The organism is Providencia sp. M-27 (assembly GCF_011077905.1).
In the GTDB taxonomy this organism is placed as follows: domain Bacteria; phylum Pseudomonadota; class Gammaproteobacteria; order Enterobacterales; family Enterobacteriaceae; genus Providencia; species Providencia huaxiensis.
On sequence record NZ_JAALBT010000001.1, the window covers coordinates 307,224 to 322,615 of the forward strand.

At 43.0% G+C, this 15,392-nt stretch carries 12 protein-coding genes; 6 read left to right on the top strand and 6 right to left on the bottom strand.

The window, feature by feature from the left end; translation table 11 throughout:
- Window positions 1-53 precede the first annotated feature (53 nt).
- The 4 genes from G6Q48_RS01395 to G6Q48_RS01410 all read right to left on the bottom strand — a co-directional run bounded on the left by G6Q48_RS01395 (window position 54) and on the right by G6Q48_RS01410 (window position 5,363).
- A complete protein-coding gene (locus G6Q48_RS01395) occupies window positions 54-1,520 on the bottom strand; it encodes a hypothetical protein (RefSeq protein ID WP_102138090.1) in 1,467 nt (488 codons plus the stop codon).
- Between the two features lie 216 nt (window positions 1,521-1,736).
- Window positions 1,737-2,240, bottom strand: a complete 504-nt coding sequence (locus G6Q48_RS01400) for a RidA family protein (RefSeq protein ID WP_166264176.1) — start codon at window positions 2,238-2,240, stop codon at window positions 1,737-1,739.
- Window positions 2,241-2,363: 123 nt separating this feature from the next.
- Complete coding sequence (locus G6Q48_RS01405; RefSeq protein WP_102138088.1) at window positions 2,364-3,782, bottom strand: NAD(P)/FAD-dependent oxidoreductase; 1,419 nt, start codon at window positions 3,780-3,782, stop codon at window positions 2,364-2,366.
- 918 nt (window positions 3,783-4,700) lie between these two features.
- On the bottom strand, window positions 4,701-5,363 hold the full coding sequence (locus tag G6Q48_RS01410) for a DUF1028 domain-containing protein (protein WP_166264178.1): 663 nt from the start codon (window positions 5,361-5,363) through the stop codon (window positions 4,701-4,703).
- A gap of 163 nt (window positions 5,364-5,526) precedes the next feature.
- On the opposite strand from G6Q48_RS01410, the gene G6Q48_RS01415 reads away from it, so the two are divergent.
- Genes G6Q48_RS01415 through G6Q48_RS01440 form a run of 6 tightly spaced genes read left to right on the top strand, consistent with a single transcriptional unit; the run spans window position 5,527 to window position 12,560 of the window.
- Window positions 5,527-7,086 carry an ABC transporter substrate-binding protein gene (locus G6Q48_RS01415; protein ID WP_166264180.1) on the top strand — a complete coding sequence of 520 codons (1,560 nt, stop codon included), beginning with the start codon at window positions 5,527-5,529 and terminating at the stop codon, window positions 7,084-7,086.
- Window positions 7,087-7,137: 51 nt separating this feature from the next.
- Entirely contained in the window at window positions 7,138-8,085 is a 948-nt protein-coding gene (locus G6Q48_RS01420; RefSeq protein ID WP_166264182.1) for an ABC transporter permease, read from the top strand.
- A complete protein-coding gene (locus G6Q48_RS01425; RefSeq protein ID WP_102138084.1) occupies window positions 8,082-9,896 on the top strand; it encodes a dipeptide/oligopeptide/nickel ABC transporter permease/ATP-binding protein in 1,815 nt (604 codons plus the stop codon). Before G6Q48_RS01420 ends, G6Q48_RS01425 begins: the two co-directional genes overlap by 4 nt.
- Window positions 9,896-10,699, top strand: coding sequence for an ABC transporter ATP-binding protein (locus G6Q48_RS01430; protein ID WP_166264184.1), 804 nt, complete (start codon window positions 9,896-9,898; stop codon window positions 10,697-10,699). The genes G6Q48_RS01425 and G6Q48_RS01430 overlap by 1 nt, the downstream gene beginning before the upstream one ends.
- A 30-nt stretch (window positions 10,700-10,729) precedes the next feature.
- Window positions 10,730-11,500 (top strand): FadR/GntR family transcriptional regulator, encoded by a 771-nt coding sequence (locus G6Q48_RS01435; RefSeq protein WP_166264186.1) that lies wholly within the window; start codon window positions 10,730-10,732, stop codon window positions 11,498-11,500.
- 4 nt (window positions 11,501-11,504) lie between these two features.
- Complete coding sequence (locus G6Q48_RS01440; RefSeq protein WP_166264188.1) at window positions 11,505-12,560, top strand: osmoprotectant NAGGN system M42 family peptidase; 1,056 nt, start codon at window positions 11,505-11,507, stop codon at window positions 12,558-12,560.
- Window positions 12,561-12,635: 75 nt separating this feature from the next.
- On the opposite strand, the gene G6Q48_RS01445 is transcribed toward G6Q48_RS01440, so the two are convergent.
- Entirely contained in the window at window positions 12,636-13,970 is a 1,335-nt protein-coding gene (locus tag G6Q48_RS01445; protein ID WP_166264190.1) for a D-serine ammonia-lyase, read from the bottom strand.
- Between the two features lie 12 nt (window positions 13,971-13,982).
- The gene (gene dsdX / locus G6Q48_RS01450) at window positions 13,983-15,320 is read right to left on the bottom strand and encodes a D-serine transporter DsdX (RefSeq protein ID WP_166264192.1); all 1,338 of its coding nucleotides are present in this window, start codon (window positions 15,318-15,320) and stop codon (window positions 13,983-13,985) included.
- Window positions 15,321-15,392: the final 72 nt, after the last annotated feature.

Sequence of the window (15,392 nt, forward strand, 5' to 3'; positions counted from 1 at the left end):
GAATGATTTAGAAAATTAAATGTTAGAATATTTTTTATAAAAAGGGGTAATCTTCACTGCGGTGAAATTTCAATGTCTTCATCGGTTGTCAGCAAGTCCAGTGATTGCAACATTTCTAAGCGTTTTATCCCATCGGCATTTACCACTAAACGCGCCAGCTCATTGTAGGTTTTTTTATTTATCGTGATGCGACGGCAAAGGTAAATATGGTAAACCTTTTCTCCCATAATCGCGGGCTCATCATCATTGACGGTTAACTCTTCATAACTAATATCAATGTGTTTCAAAAAATCAGAAATATTGAACCGAGTAATATCGGCGATAGAAGATTGGTTCTTTTCGAAGACGGATTGGCGATTATGCAGTAGCACATCCTTTCGGTAATACAGTATGTCTTCCATACGTTGAACATTGACCAAATTAACCCAATGGGATTTTTGCCGCATTTCACGGATATCGGGTGAAAGCATCGCTTCATTGATAAAACGAAAGGACTCCTTACAGATACCAACAGGTGCTTTAATACCTTCCCGATAAATACGCAATTGGCGGTCAGGGATCCATTTTTGGAATAGCCGATACAATTGCTCCCGGCCAACTTCTTTTAGCCTATCTTTGAAGATATAGCCGATGATCATCGCTAAAAATAAGTTGGCACTTAAAGCACCATATTTTCCTTGCCAGAAAAAGGCGATAACAGTCGCGAAAATCATTGAAATTGCAGCTGCAATACCATAGATAGAGTGTAGTAGAAGAGGAAGTCCCCGTTTATGACGAATTTCTAAATAGAGATAACGATTAATATATTTTTTCAATAAATTGCGGCGGTATGTGACTAATTCAGCATCCGTTTCATCACTGGGAAAACAATCAGGATACTGCTTTTTCAAATAACGCATCTCTTGGTACCAAAAATGACGTATTTCTTCGCGTAACGGTATTTGTTTATCTGCTAATAAATCACGTAAATAATTCATGGTGTAATACGTCATAAATTCGTCACAATAAGAAAAAGCATTGGAATGGATAGCTTCTTCAATTTTGGCTGACGGAATGGCTAATTCCCGATAAGCACAGAAACATTTGGCGATATTTGCCATGAACTCAGTCAAATATTCGGGAGTCTGCCGTTGGGGAGTTTGGCTTACCATTTTAATGTTCAAGCGGATCGTTCTTTTGAACGTTAAAGCATAACGTTTTAGCCTATTTTCATATTCGTCCAATGAAGGTAAGTTTTGTGGGTTATATTGCTGTAGCCACTGCTTTAGCTCATTCAATGCCCCGTTTTCATCAGTAAGTGATGATAATTTTACTGTAGGTGGGCGTAGCCGAATATAGTTCTTTAGGCTGCGCTGGAGGTTTGATGCTGCATAGAGGTCAGGGTTAATCTGTAATGATGAAGGTAAAAAGAAAAAAGTATCTACTTGGTAACGGATCTCTTTAGACTTACGTGGAAACAACACTTTTTGTTTGATTTCAAACTGCTTTTTTCCATGGATCTTGAGAGACTCTTTAATCATACATTACCTTGTCTTATACCATTACTAACGTTTACGATTGATAATCGCAGCATAGCACGTTTATTTATTGAAGAACTTTAAGCAATAGCATACAGGAAACGAGAGTAACAATCTGTGAGAGGATGTTGAAAGATATGGCAATAGAAGAAAGGCAAGTAATATAACGAGGCACATTGCTATGCCCCATTATCGTTTAGTTATTCGTTATCGAATAACTTATTTTTTTGCAGCTGGGCGTACCGCTGTCACTTCGATTTCTACTCTCCAAGCTGGATTAGCCAGTTTAGCGACTTGGAAGGTAGAACGAGCTGGCAGATTAGTTACTTTCTCAGACTCATAGAACTTGTTGTAACCAGCCATAAAGCCAGCAAAGTCCATAGTACCTTGAGTTTCTTCACCACCAACTAAGAATACTTGCATTTTAACAACGTCGTTCATGGTCAAACCCATACCTTCAAGGCTAGCTTGGATTTGTTTTAACACGTTGATAGTTTGTGCTTCGGTATTACCATAAGACTCTAAAACGCCTTCTTTAGCGTCTGCAGAGATTTTAGAAGGTACTTTTCCGCTCAGGAAAATAAGGCTGTTGCCCGCACCGATTTCTACTGATTCAGAGATAGGGAATCCTTTCACTGGAACGCGTTTAACATCATCAGCTGCATTCGCACTTGCTACACCTAAAATCAAAGGCAGAGAAAGCAATAAAGTTTTATAGCGCATGTAAACTCCTTAACATTATCAAAGTAAATAGGATCTATTAATTTTATCAAAAATTAAACTTTCATTTAACTTTAAACTATTCACTAATAGATCCACAGTAAAAATCGCTATTTTTCCCGTTTTTTAGTTAAAACGAGAAAGTTTGTACGGCGTTGGGTCGATAAATGGTTTTTCGCCCATTAATAATTCAGCCGTTAATCGACCAGATGCAGGGCTTTCTGTCATACCCCAGCCTGTTGCGGTGTTGATGACTAAACCTGGATACTGCTCGACTGTTGAAATAATTGGAATTTCATCATCTGTTGGCGCAACGGTACCACCCCAACGTTCAACCACTTTGGACTCTTTAAATACTGGGAATTCTTTTCTCAGTCTTTCCAGAACGCCATCTAAGTGTTCGTTGTTTGGTGTATTCGTTGCTGTACGGAACTCTTCGAATGGTGTCTTCTCATCTAAGTTCCAAGATGTTGCCATCATGAAGGAGTTGAATAAGTCTTTACCAATAGAGAACTCTAATGGTAATTCTCCACCGCCTAATACGTGCAGGAATCTTGGTCCTAACAGGAAGCTGTCTTTAACGATAGAGCTGGTAAAGATACGTGGAGCAACCGCGTAGGTGCCATCAGCTTGTTCACGGAAGTGAATACCATTAGGTAAGTGTACGTTACCTTTTGGTGCACCTGGTACGCCAGTAATACGTTGTTGTGACAGGTAAACGTTCAGTGTTGGAACGTCAATACCTAAGTTACCCATGAACAGACGCGACCAAATACCACCCGTCAGAACAACACGAGAAGTTTTGATTGCACCTTTTTCTGTGACAACATCAGAGATTTTACCGCCCGCAGTTTCGATACCACGTACTGCACAATTGGTGTAGATGCGGATACCGATTGATTTTGCGTAGTTTGCCATGGTTGGTGTGACAACTTCTGGGTCAAGGCTACCTGAGTCTTCTTCAAATCCACCAATTTTCCATGGAGTTTGTGCATCAACCAGACGATTAGCCAGTTCAGTACCTTCAATCATACGGGTACGTAATGGGGTATCGAAACCTGGGTTTTCAGATGCAGATTTTATCCACGCTCTTGAAATTTCTAAATCTTCTTCGCTAGAAGGTACTTCAACACGGCCTTGAACACGGTAGCTGGTGTCAGCACCGATTTTTTCGTTCATTCCAAGCCATTGAATTTTCCCGTAGTGGTGTAAAGGGAAAATCGCTGGGGAGGTCTTGTAGCTGATGATTTGGCTGTATGCACGGCCTGATTGCTCACCGCCGACAACACCTTTTTCACAGATAACAACATTAAGACCTTTTTCTGCAAGGTTAATTGCAGTCATGATCCCTTGAAGGCCAGCACCGATGATGACTGCATCTGCAGACTCAGGTAATTTGCCTTCAGTACCAGCAACAGCAGGTACACGTGATTTAGTCGATTCAAAACGACCTTCACGATTGATCATAGGAACAACTGCAGCACCCCCTGCTAGAACTCCAGCAGCACCAACCCCTAATAATAGCTTTCTTCTCGAGATTTTCATCTATAACCTCAATAACAATCTTGTTTTTTATATAGTAAATAATTTCAAATTGAGATGATGATCTTATCATATATTTTGTAATTGTTAAGTGCCGGTGGCATTTGTTAACAAAGGTCATTGAAATGAAATGTGACGTAAATTGATGTGCTCAGTGCTGTAAAGGCTTTGTCGGTGATTACTTTATTTTAGAGATGTAAGAATTAATATTTTTTTAATGTTAATGTCATTAAAAGTGTACAGGTGTAAATATGATAATTTAACTTAAGGTTAATAATTGATGAGGGGATCAAAGAAGGAGATTAATATTTCACCATAGATGAAAGTTCTGAATATCCCTTAAGTTATAAAATGAGAAATATAATATATAAATGGAATTTTAATGACCTCTTTGAGTTATTTTTGTTCATTTGATTATTAATTATCCATCTGGTAAGACCTACAAAATTTAAGTTTATTTAATATTGCTTGGCTGGCCTGTCTAAATATCATTCATGATATTAATAGTAATGGCTGTTTTTAACGTGTTGATAATGTTGTTCATTCTATTTTTTATGTGTAATACATAAGCAGAAGAAAATAACCTAGCATTTACTAAGGTTAATTAACGTCATCATTTATGAGATAGAATTAGACAGACTCAAAGAGATAGGTATTTTCTATTATCTTTAATGTTGTAAAAATAACCATTTATTTTTTGATGACTATCAGAGATAAAAGTTAAGAGAATGTATAACAAGAATAGATAATTAAGATTAAGTAATGAATTGGAAATTGAATAAAAAGCTAAATTGGTTGTAATAAGAAAAAATACAGAGTGATTCATGTGGTTAATTGTCATTTAGCGGATGGCTATTTTTTATTTTAGGTACATATCATTCAGTTATTTTACTTTATTAGTCGATATGCACCATGATAGGTTCAATTGTTAGTGATATATTCATTCCCTGTGGGAATTTGTGCGAAAAAATTAGCATAATCCTCGGATCGGACTTGTTGAAGAATGGTGACAAGCGCGGATAACGGTGCTTCAGACCAGTCACAGCGAATATCGATATCTGCATATTGTCGGTTATTCCATATTTTTAATGCAGCGGAACGGATCCCCCGGTAGTCACCGCCTTCATCTGCACCTGCTTGCATGGCAATCAGTAGCCTATCAGCCAGATCTTGATGGGCGTTTTTATAATAGCTTTGATGTATGGCATCCAGAACCTGCTCACCAGCTAACATATTTCCAGCAATGGCGAAGTTGGGCTCCGATAAACTTCCACACCAAGGTAAGCAATCTTGTCCCGTCCAATCGGCTGTACCACCGTGGTTATCAAGAATAATCAATTGCCGTTGTTCGCAGCCAATATCTTGTATCACTAGGTAATCTAAGCTTTTATTCGCATTATGACCTTGTTGCAAATATTCAATACCTGTTAGTCCTGCAATAGGGTTTGTCATTGCTTGAGTAGCGATTGCACCCGTTTGGCTTTCACCATGTAAGACTAATGCACCAACAGCAGGGCCACCTGTTGCCGTTGCTGCGCCTATTTTTCCTGTCACTGGGCAGCGTGCCACAATTGAAAATGTCATTTTACACCTCATAAATTAGACCTTGATCAAATTTATCATTATAAATCCTTGCTTGAAATATAATTTATCATCATAAATAAAGAAAAAGATAAAATTATTAACAAAATTGACACAAATCACACTTCACAATCATATAGCAATGTCAGCACTCGGGGAGGCGCGAATGAAGATGCGTTTATGTAGATGGATAGCCAGTCTTTGGCTTTTATGCTTTATTTCGCTACCGACATTGGCGGTGAATCATCCTAATGTCTTGTTATTAGGGCAAGTTGCTGAGCCGCAGTCATTAGACCCACAAGTGGCGACAGCAGCGAATGATTCCCGAATTTTGGTTAACTTGTATGAAGGGTTAGTTCGCAATGCCGATGGCACATTAACGCTTGAGCCTGCTTTAGCCCAGTCATGGTCTATTAGTGACGATGGCCTCACCTATACTTTCCACTTACGTGAGAATATAAAGTTTCATGATGGTAGCCCCTTCAACGCAGATGCAGTCAAATTCACATTTGAACGAATGTTGGATAACCAGCACCCGTATTACCATACAGGGCCATTCCCATTATCGTTTTTTTTCTCCGCGATAGACAAGATAACGACCCCGGATGACAGAACCGTCGTTTTTACCTTAAAAGAGCCGTTTGCCCCGTTTTTATCGAACTTAGCGACACCGGCAGGGCTGATTGTTTCACCTACAGCAGTAAAACAATACGACAAAGACTTTAGCCGCCATCCCAGTGGAACAGGGCCTTTTAAATTTGATGAGTGGACCGCAAACCAAAGGGTGGTTGTATCCGCGAATGAAAACTATTGGGATGGAAAACCCAGTTTAGAGCATGTGGTTTTTCGGCCTATTACTGACGCTAATACTCGGGTCGCAGAAATGTTATCAGGGGGGATTGATGCCATGGTTGAGGTACCCGCTGATAATGTCCCGCTATTTGTTAATGACGACCGCTTTGATGTTTATGAAGCGGTAGGGCCTCATGTTTGGTATGCCATGCTCAATGCGTCTCAACCACCGTTTGATGATGTGCGTGTGAGGCAAGCCGTTAACTATGCGGTAAATAAAGACAATATTGTGAAATATATTCTTCAGGACTCTGCGGGGGTAGCACAAGGGCCCATCCCATCGGCATTTGATTGGGCATTTGATGCAGAAACCAAGGCTTATCCTTATGACCCTGAAAAAGCACGCCAATTGATAGCAGAAGCAGGGGCTCAAGGGCAAAAAGTTATTTTTTATGTCACGGAAGGGGGCTCAGGGATGCTAGACCCGATCCCCATGGCAACCGCCATTCAAGCTGACCTGAAAGCGGTTGGGTTATCTGTCGAAATCCAAACTTTTGAGTGGAATACCTACCTATCCAAGGTCAATGCAGGCCTCAAACAAGCACACATGGCTGAAATGGCATGGATGACGAATGACCCAGATACTTTACCCTTTTTAACCTTACATAGCGCCTCTTGGCCAGATAAAGGCGGGTTTAATTCCGGTTATTACAGTAACAAGCAGCTTGATAGGTTATTAGACAAAGCTCGAGTCACCAATAACCTCGAGGAGCGCGCCCAGCTATATCGGCAAGTACAAAAAATTGTTCATCAAGATGCACCTTGGCTGTTTGTCGCGAATTGGAAGCAAAATGCGGTCGCGAATGAGCATGTTAAGCATTTCAAATTGCAGCCTAATTTTAATTTATTACTTAAAGACGTTCGTAAAGATTGATTAATGTGAATTGATTATTCAATTAATCATTTGATTTTATGGGGAAAAACTATGTGGTTATACTGTTTGAAACGCGTTTTAGCGACCATACCCATACTGATTGGTTTGACGTTAATTGTCTTTTTTATCATGGCAATGATCCCTGGAGACCCAGCTCAAGCGTTGCTTGGCCCTTGGGCGACTCCTGAAAATGTGGCGAGAGTCAAAGTTGAGCTTGGGCTCGATAAGCCGTTATATCAGCAATATTTTATTTGGATGAATAATTTAATTTCGGGTGACTTTGGCCGCTCATTTGTCCTTAACCGTCCAGTTGTTGATGAGGTTTTAGAGCGATTTTCTGCCACGTTAATTTTGGGCGGAAGTGCGTTGTTACTCAGCTCAATTCTAGGGCTGCTGGCCGGGGTCCTTTCTGCCATTCGTCAGTTCAGTTGGAGTGATCGGTTTATTACACTCGCTGTTTTATTGGGTATATCAATGCCATCTTTTTGGATAGGCTTACTGATGATTATGCTTTTTTCTGTTCAATTACAATGGTTTCCGGCATCTGGAATGTATGATGTTTGGCAAGGCGGTGGCCTGAGCGATTTATTACATCACCTTGTTTTACCTGCTGTAACGCTTTCATTGGTTGCGACAGGAGTGATAGCGCGTTTGACACGTACGGCAATGTTAGAAGTATTAAGGCTCGATTTCATTCGTACCGCCAGAGCTAAAGGGCTGAGCGAACGCAGAGTGATTTTCCGCCATGCATTTCGTATGGCGCTGGTTTCAGTCATCCCTGTCATTGGTATCCAAGCGGGTTTTGTTTTTGGTGGTGCGGTGTACATTGAAACCGTTTTTCAGTGGCCGGGGCTAGGCGCCATGCTAGTCAAGGCAGTAGCAACCCGTGACTTGTTTTTAGTCCAAGGGGGCGTATTGATTGCGGCAGCGTCCTATGTCTTTATCAATTTGCTTGCGGATGTTGTGCAAGCCATGTTAGACCCGAGGTTGAAATCATGAGCCAGTCTGTGACCCCTGTTATTCAGCATCGTCATCGCCAATCGATCGGCTCGTTATTATTGGCGAACCGTCTAGCAACGTTGGGGCTATTTATTTTAGTTATCATTATGCTCTTGGCATTTTTAGCCCCTTGGCTCCCCCTTGCTGATCCAGATAAAACCGATTTAGTGAATCGGCTACTTCCCGCTTTTTCACCTGATCATTTATTAGGGACAGACCACTTAGGGCGAGATATTTTGTCTCGATTGCTGTGGGGAACCCGAGTATCCCTATTGGTCGGTATCTCAGCAACGCTCATTGCGGCAATATTCGGCACCCTGATTGGCTTGGTGGCTGGCTATGTAGGCCATCGCACCGATACATTATTGATGCGTTGTATTGATATGCTTATGGCATTTCCATACATTTTATTGGCATTAGCCATTGTCGCAGTCCTTGGGCCAGGGTTACTCAATGCGTTATATGCTATCGCATTGGTCAATATTCCCTTTTTTGCGAGAAATATTCGTGGGTTAACGGTGGGTTTGCGTGATAGGGATTTTATTCAAGCAGCAAGGCTGTCAGGTAAAAACCACCTACAAGTGCTATTAACGGAAGTGTTACCGAATGTCTTGCCAATTATTGTGGTTACCATGTCAACGACCATCGGTTGGATGATCTTAGAGACGGCGGGCTTGTCATTTTTAGGGCTAGGGACTCAGCCACCGAATGCAGATTTAGGTTCAATGTTAGGGCAAGGGCGCGCACAAATGTTTGTCGCTCCTCATGTGGCATTGGTACCCGGTATTATGATCTTTCTTATTGTGATTAGCTTTAACCTGTTAGGGGATGGCGTGCGTGACATTCTTGATCCCCGGTTAAAATCAGGGGCTCTACAGCGCTCACAACCGATGACACAGACTGATAGAGTTAATATTCCTGCGAAAACAGGGGATAAACAAGCGGTATTAGAAGTCAAAGAGTTGTCTGTCGCTTTTCGCCAAGGAAATCAATTACGTCCGACTGTAAAAGGGATTAGTTTTACCGTTGGGGCGGGGGAGTGCTTAGGGTTAATTGGGGAGAGCGGCTCAGGTAAGAGTGTTACGGCTTTGTCTGTGATGGGGCTGCTAGCGTCGCCTCCTGCGCTGATTACCGCGGGGGGGATTTATGTAGAACATGAAGAAATGTTGTCATTGCCATTATCCGTTATGCAGCGCCGTCGTGGTGCGAAGGTGTCCTATATTTTCCAAGACCCACTGACGACACTCCATCCGCAATTTACCATTGGTGTGCAATTGCGTGAAGCCATCACTGCTCACCAGTCTTTGTCACTCTATGAGGCGAAAAATAAAGCTATCGAATTATTGGATAGTGTTGGGATCCCTGATGCGCAAGAACGTTTTGATGCCTATCCCCATGAGCTCTCGGGCGGGCAGCGCCAGCGGGTAGGGATCGCGATGGCGTTGGCCAATGACCCGGTGTTGATTATTGCCGACGAGCCGACCACCGCATTAGACGTCACGGTCCAGGCGCGTATTTTAGAGTTACTCAACCAACTACGCCGTGAACGCGGTGTTGCGCTCTTATTTATTACCCATGACTTCGCGGTTATTAATCAAATTTGCGACCGTGTTGCGGTGATGCAGCAAGGTGAGATAGTCGAAACGGGGGATACGCAAACGGTATTACGCCAGCCTCAGCATCCTTATACACAACGTCTGATCGCCAGTGTACCGAAGTTAGGGGAAGGGCGTGGGTTTTTAAAACAGGTTCAACAACTCTATGGTCATCAGCCCAATGGTAATGATTTAGCATCAACGCAGGAGGCTTAATGAAAAAAGTGATTGAGGTTAATCAGTTGGTGAAAACCTTCGGGCAGCCGAAGAGCCTATTTCACCCCCGAGGGCGCCAAGTTCATGCACTAAAAAACATTTCATTATCGCTCTATGAAGGCGAAACACTTGCTGTTGTAGGGGAGAGTGGTTCTGGAAAAAGCACCTTAGCGCGTATTTTAGTTGGGTTGGAGCGTGAAACCTCGGGGGAAATTACCGTATTAGGGCAGACTCGAGCCGAGTGGCTGCAGCAAGGTGCTCGTGCGTTTGGGCAAGCTATTCAGTATGTTTTTCAAGACCCTGTCGCATCTTTGAACCCACGTAAAACGATTGGGGAAACATTAACGGTTCCCTTGAAATACTTAAAGCACATGAATGCATCACAAAGGGCGAAACGCTTGGCGGAATTACTTGAGGCCGTCAATATGCCAATTGACGCGTTAGCTTGCTATCCCCATGAGTTTTCGGGAGGACAGGCACAGCGGCTAGCGATTGCGAGAGCCTTAGCCGCAGATGCGCGGATATTAGTCCTTGATGAGCCAGTTAGTGCGTTGGATGTTTCGGTGCAAGCGCAAGTCTTGTTGTTATTAGAACAACTTAAACAACAGTTTTCGTTGTCGTATTTATTTATTAGCCACGATTTAGCGGTAGTGGAATCGATAGCAGATAGGGTTGCCGTACTCTATTTAGGGGATTTGCTAGAATGTCGAGATACCCGCAGCTTATTTGCCGCGCCGGAGCATGAATATACGCGAAATTTATTGGCGAGTGCCCCACGTATTCGTGTTGATTCAGTCGTTTAGAAAATAATTTAAACCAGTTGAGAACCTAATATGAGCACCAATAAGCCGACGACAATAGAGCCAGTACGTATTAAGCGGACTGATGAAATCGTCAATGCAATAAAAGAAACTATCATGGCCAATAACCTCATACCCGGTGACCGTTTGCCACAAGAAAAAGAACTGATTGAACATTATAACGCCAGCAAAAGTACGGTGCGAGAAGCACTGAAATCATTAGAAGTTCAAGGATTAATTAAAACGAAAACCGGGCCGGGTGGTGGCGCGTTTATTGATTCCATGACTGAATCCCGAGCAATGAGTTTGTTATCGAACTATTTGTTTACGCGGGATATATCAATCAAAGATATTTATACGCTACGTAAATTACTCGAACCAGTGGTTGCCGTTAGTGCGATTGACAACATTGATAATGAGGGTATTCAAAAGCTGTACGATACCATCGCCATTTATGACCATGAACCCGTAGATGAAAACGAACGCTGGCAACAGCGGATGGCCGAACTGGATTTTCATGCCGTGGTTGCCAGCTATTCCGACAACGTTTTATTAGTGTTTATTTGCCATTTTTTACAGCGTTTACTCAAAGATTTAGCGGTTTGTAAGGATATTTATTTAAAACCTGAGCCTGTCGATAGACGCCAAGGCATTGAATACCAATATCAATTAATCGAAGCATTACGCCGTAAAGATGCCGCAAAAGTCCAATTGGTGATGGAAGCTCATATGGCTTACGCAGAACAAGCCATGTTAGCGCTGCAAGCCACATTGCAAGAACGTTTTTTAAGTGAAGATAGGTAATATAATGATAGATAAAGTATATCTGACCTCTGTATTAAAAACATTGTTATGTACGCCTAGCCCGGTTGGTATGACGGAGCAAGCCGTGGCGCAAACTCACCAATGGTTGACTGAGTTGGGGTTCACACCGAAATACACACGCCGTGGGGTGTTATATATCACGCTTGGCTCTGAAGAGCCTAAACGTGCATTAGCCGCCCACCTTGATACGTTAGGGGCGATGGTGACACAACTCAAACCGAATGGGCGTTTGGCTCTGCGTAATACAGGTACATGGGCAGCGCGTTTTGCAGAAGGTGCAAGGGTGACGGTATTTAGTGACAATCACCAATATCGCGGCACGATTTTGCCATTAAAAGCCTCTGGGCATCGCTTTAATACTGAAGTTGATACCCAAATAGCCGATTGGGATAATTTAGAAATTCGCCTTGATGTCCCCTGTTATAACTTCGCTGATTTGCAATCCCATGGCTTAAATGTCGGTGATATTGTTGCGGTTGATGCGCAACCCGAATTCATTGACAACGGTTTTATTGTTTCTCGTCATTTAGATGACAAAGCTGGCTGCGCGGTGATGTTAGCTGCATTAAAATCACTGGTGGATGATGGCATTGTGCCAGCGGTGCCTTGCCAGATGATGTTCACGATTTCAGAAGAGGTCGGTATTGGCGGAACACACGGTTTTGGTCCGCAGGTTCAAGAATTATTAGCGATTGATAACTCTGTTTCTGCCCCAGACCAAACTACACGGGATGACGCACTCACTTTAGCTTTTCGTGACAGAACCGGGCCGTTTGATTTAGCCATTACACGGCATTTATTGCAGCTATGTCAGCAGTATGATATTCCTCACGTCCGCGATACGTTTAAACATTATCGTTCGGATAGTGCCGCCGCGATTGATGCAGGGTGGGATATTCGTGCGGCTTTAGCCTGTTTTGCTCTAGACAGTTCCCACGGCTGGGAAAGAACGCATCTTGACTCATTAGTCGCGCTTGCGACGTTAGTAAGACGCTATATTGAAAGTGATTTAGTGCCATTACCGGGGCAATCATTATAAAGCGAATAATGTGCGGTTGATGGTAAAAAGCCCTCATATCATTTAACGTGAGGAGGGCTTTGAACATGTTAATTGTTAACTTAGATTGGCTTGTGATAAATATTTTTGCATTTCATCTGCAGGAACCATACCACCACCCGTTGCCCATACCAGATGTGTTGCGTTAGCCAGTTTCGTTGGTGTGAGTGATTTTGATTGCAAATAATCTGTGTTTTGCGTGACATGCACGCAGCCAGTCATACCCGCCAAGGCCGACGGTTCTAATTTAATAGACTCGGTCTGGTTGAGTAAGCCTAACAGGTTATACATTTCGCTATCTTCGATGGTGTAATAACCATCAATTAACCGCTCCATGGCGCGTCCTACAAAGCCTGATGCACGGCCAACCGCAAGGCCGTCTGCGGCGGTGATATTATCGATACCAATTTCTTGAACAGAGACTCCATCATGCAGGCCAGTATGTACTCCTAACAGCATACAAGGTGAGTGGGTTGGTTCAGCGAATAAGCAGTGGACGGCATCCCCAAAGGCGAGTTTTAACCCGAAAGCGACACCACCGGGGCCACCACCGACACCGCAGGGTAAATAGACAAACAGCGGGTGGTCGTTATCCACGGTAACACCTTGGTCTGCAAATTGCTTTTTCAAGCGCAAGCCTGCCACGGCATAACCTAAAAATAAGGTAGTAGAGTTTTCATCATCAATAAAAAAGCAGTTCGGGTCTTTTTCGGCTTCTTTACGGCCTTGTTCGACGGCAATGCTGTAATCTTGCTCGTATTCCACCACATTCACGCCATGTGAACGCAATTTGTCTTTTTTCCACTGTCTGGCATCTGCGGACATATGCACGCTGACGCTAAAGCCAAGCTTAGCGCTCATAATACCGATAGACATGCCCAGGTTGCCGGTTGAGCCTACCGCGATGCGGTATTGACTAAAGAATTGACGAAACTGTTCAGAGAATAAAATTTCGTAATTATCGTCTGTAGATAAAATACCCGCTGCTAAGGCGAGTTTTTCCGCATGGGTGAGGACTTCATAGATGCCGCCCCGAGCTTTGATTGACCCTGAAATTGGCAGGTGGCTATCTTTTTTAAGTAATATTTTCCCGGTAATTGGCGTTTGGTAGCGAGCTGCAAGAGCGGCTTGCATCTGTGGGATCGTGACCACTTCGGATTCTATGATCCCTTGTGTGGCTTGAGTTTCAGGAAAGGCTTTCATCAAATAAGGCGCAAAGCGGTTTAATCGCGCTTCTGCGTCTTGCACATCTTCAATGGTTAGCCCAACATAAGGCAAACCCGCTTGTGTTGTCGTGACATTTGGGTTGAACCACGCAATTGGCTTTAAATCGATTAAGTCCTGAACTAAAGGGTAGTCAGCAATTAACTTATCAACATTTATCTGAGTCATAATTACTCTCTTTTAAATCACAAATGAAAGTGCAAAAGTCCCTGCCAGCGCGACGAAAGACGCAATCAACGTGGCGACACTATAAAAACGGAATGTTTCGGCTAAAGTGGCATTACAGTACTGTTTGACTAACCAGAACAACGAGTCAGTGACGATAGTGCAGCCAATTGCGCCGGAGCCAATGGCTAATGTCATGATTTCTGGGCTAATGTGTGGGTACATTGGCATTAATGGAGCCACAATCGCGGTTGCGCCCATCATCGCAACGGTGGCAGAACCGACAGCGGCATGAAGAATAATGGCGACTAGCCAGGCCAGCAAGATGGGGTGCATATTAATGCCCGATAACACCATCGCTAAGGAGTCGCTCAGTCCACTGCCTTTTAAGATGCCGTTAAATGCCCCACCTGCCCCGATAATCAATAAGATATTAGCAATTGAGCTAAAACTCTCTTCGGTTTTGCTGAGTAATACGCTCATACCCATATTACGTCGAATACCTAACATGTAATAAGCGACAAAAGCAGCAATAAACATAGCGGTTATTGGGTTACCAATAAACTGTAATAAGGTAAATAACTGGCTGTCTTTGCTCATGTTCAAGTCAGCGGCTGTCTTGATTAACATGAGAGCAATTGGCAGTAACACCGTGAACAGTGTGGCACCTAAAGAAGGTAAGTCTCTTTCTTCACGTACTTCAAGGTCAGAGAAGGCCTCCGGCACAGTTTTAAATGGTAAGCGGTCACCTAAGAATTTGAGGAACAGTGGTCCACCAACTAATGAGGCGACTAAGCCTACCGCTAACCCTGCGACAATCACCGTGCCAATGTCAGCTCCCAATTCATTTGTGACAAATAGGGCAGCAGGGTGTGGCGGTACGATGCAATGGACAGCCATCAGAGCGGTACATAATGGGATAGCCAGTTTTAATAACGAGGTATTGGTTCTTTTGGCAATGGAAAATGCGAGTGGGATCAGTAATACCACACCAACCTCAACAAACAGCGTAATACCGCAGATTAACCCAATTAGCACCATGGTAACGTCAGGCGTCAACCAGCGGCTTTTTTGTAAAGTGACCCCGATGCGTTCAGCGGCACCTGAAATTTCCATCATTTTGCCGAGTATGGTGCCCAACCCAATAATGGCTGCTAAAAAACCAAGCGTACCGCCAATGCCATTTTCGATGGCGCTGACCATCTCTAATGGGTTCATTTGCATGGAGATACCGACAAAGAAGCTGGCGAGTAAAAGTGCTAAAAAGGGATGAAACTTAAATTTAATAATTGAAACGATGATTAGTAAAATACTGATAACTAAAGTACCAATCATCCACATTGTAGAGTCCATATCCTACCCCTGATCATCTTGTTGTTGTTCTTCTATTGGATAATAAATATTCAAAGGTGACAAACGATGAAA

Bases quoted from the DNA above. Each gene is read 5' to 3' on its own strand.
- G6Q48_RS01410 (WP_166264178.1), bottom strand. From the start codon at position 5,363: ATGACATTTTCAATTGTGGCACGCTGCCCAGTGACAGGAAAAATAGGC.
- G6Q48_RS01415 (WP_166264180.1), top strand. From the start codon at position 5,527: ATGAAGATGCGTTTATGTAGATGGATAGCCAGTCTTTGGCTTTTATGC.
- G6Q48_RS01445 (WP_166264190.1), bottom strand. From the start codon at position 13,970: ATGACTCAGATAAATGTTGATAAGTTAATTGCTGACTACCCTTTAGTT.
- G6Q48_RS01395 (WP_102138090.1), bottom strand. From the start codon at position 1,520: ATGATTAAAGAGTCTCTCAAGATCCATGGAAAAAAGCAGTTTGAAATC.
- G6Q48_RS01440 (WP_166264188.1), top strand. From the start codon at position 11,505: ATGATAGATAAAGTATATCTGACCTCTGTATTAAAAACATTGTTATGT.
- G6Q48_RS01435 (WP_166264186.1), top strand. From the start codon at position 10,730: ATGAGCACCAATAAGCCGACGACAATAGAGCCAGTACGTATTAAGCGG.
- G6Q48_RS01400 (WP_166264176.1), bottom strand. From the start codon at position 2,240: ATGCGCTATAAAACTTTATTGCTTTCTCTGCCTTTGATTTTAGGTGTA.
- dsdX (WP_166264192.1), bottom strand. From the start codon at position 15,320: ATGGACTCTACAATGTGGATGATTGGTACTTTAGTTATCAGTATTTTA.
- G6Q48_RS01430 (WP_166264184.1), top strand. From the start codon at position 9,896: ATGAAAAAAGTGATTGAGGTTAATCAGTTGGTGAAAACCTTCGGGCAG.
- G6Q48_RS01420 (WP_166264182.1), top strand. From the start codon at position 7,138: ATGTGGTTATACTGTTTGAAACGCGTTTTAGCGACCATACCCATACTG.
- G6Q48_RS01425 (WP_102138084.1), top strand. From the start codon at position 8,082: ATGAGCCAGTCTGTGACCCCTGTTATTCAGCATCGTCATCGCCAATCG.
- G6Q48_RS01405 (WP_102138088.1), bottom strand. From the start codon at position 3,782: ATGAAAATCTCGAGAAGAAAGCTATTATTAGGGGTTGGTGCTGCTGGA.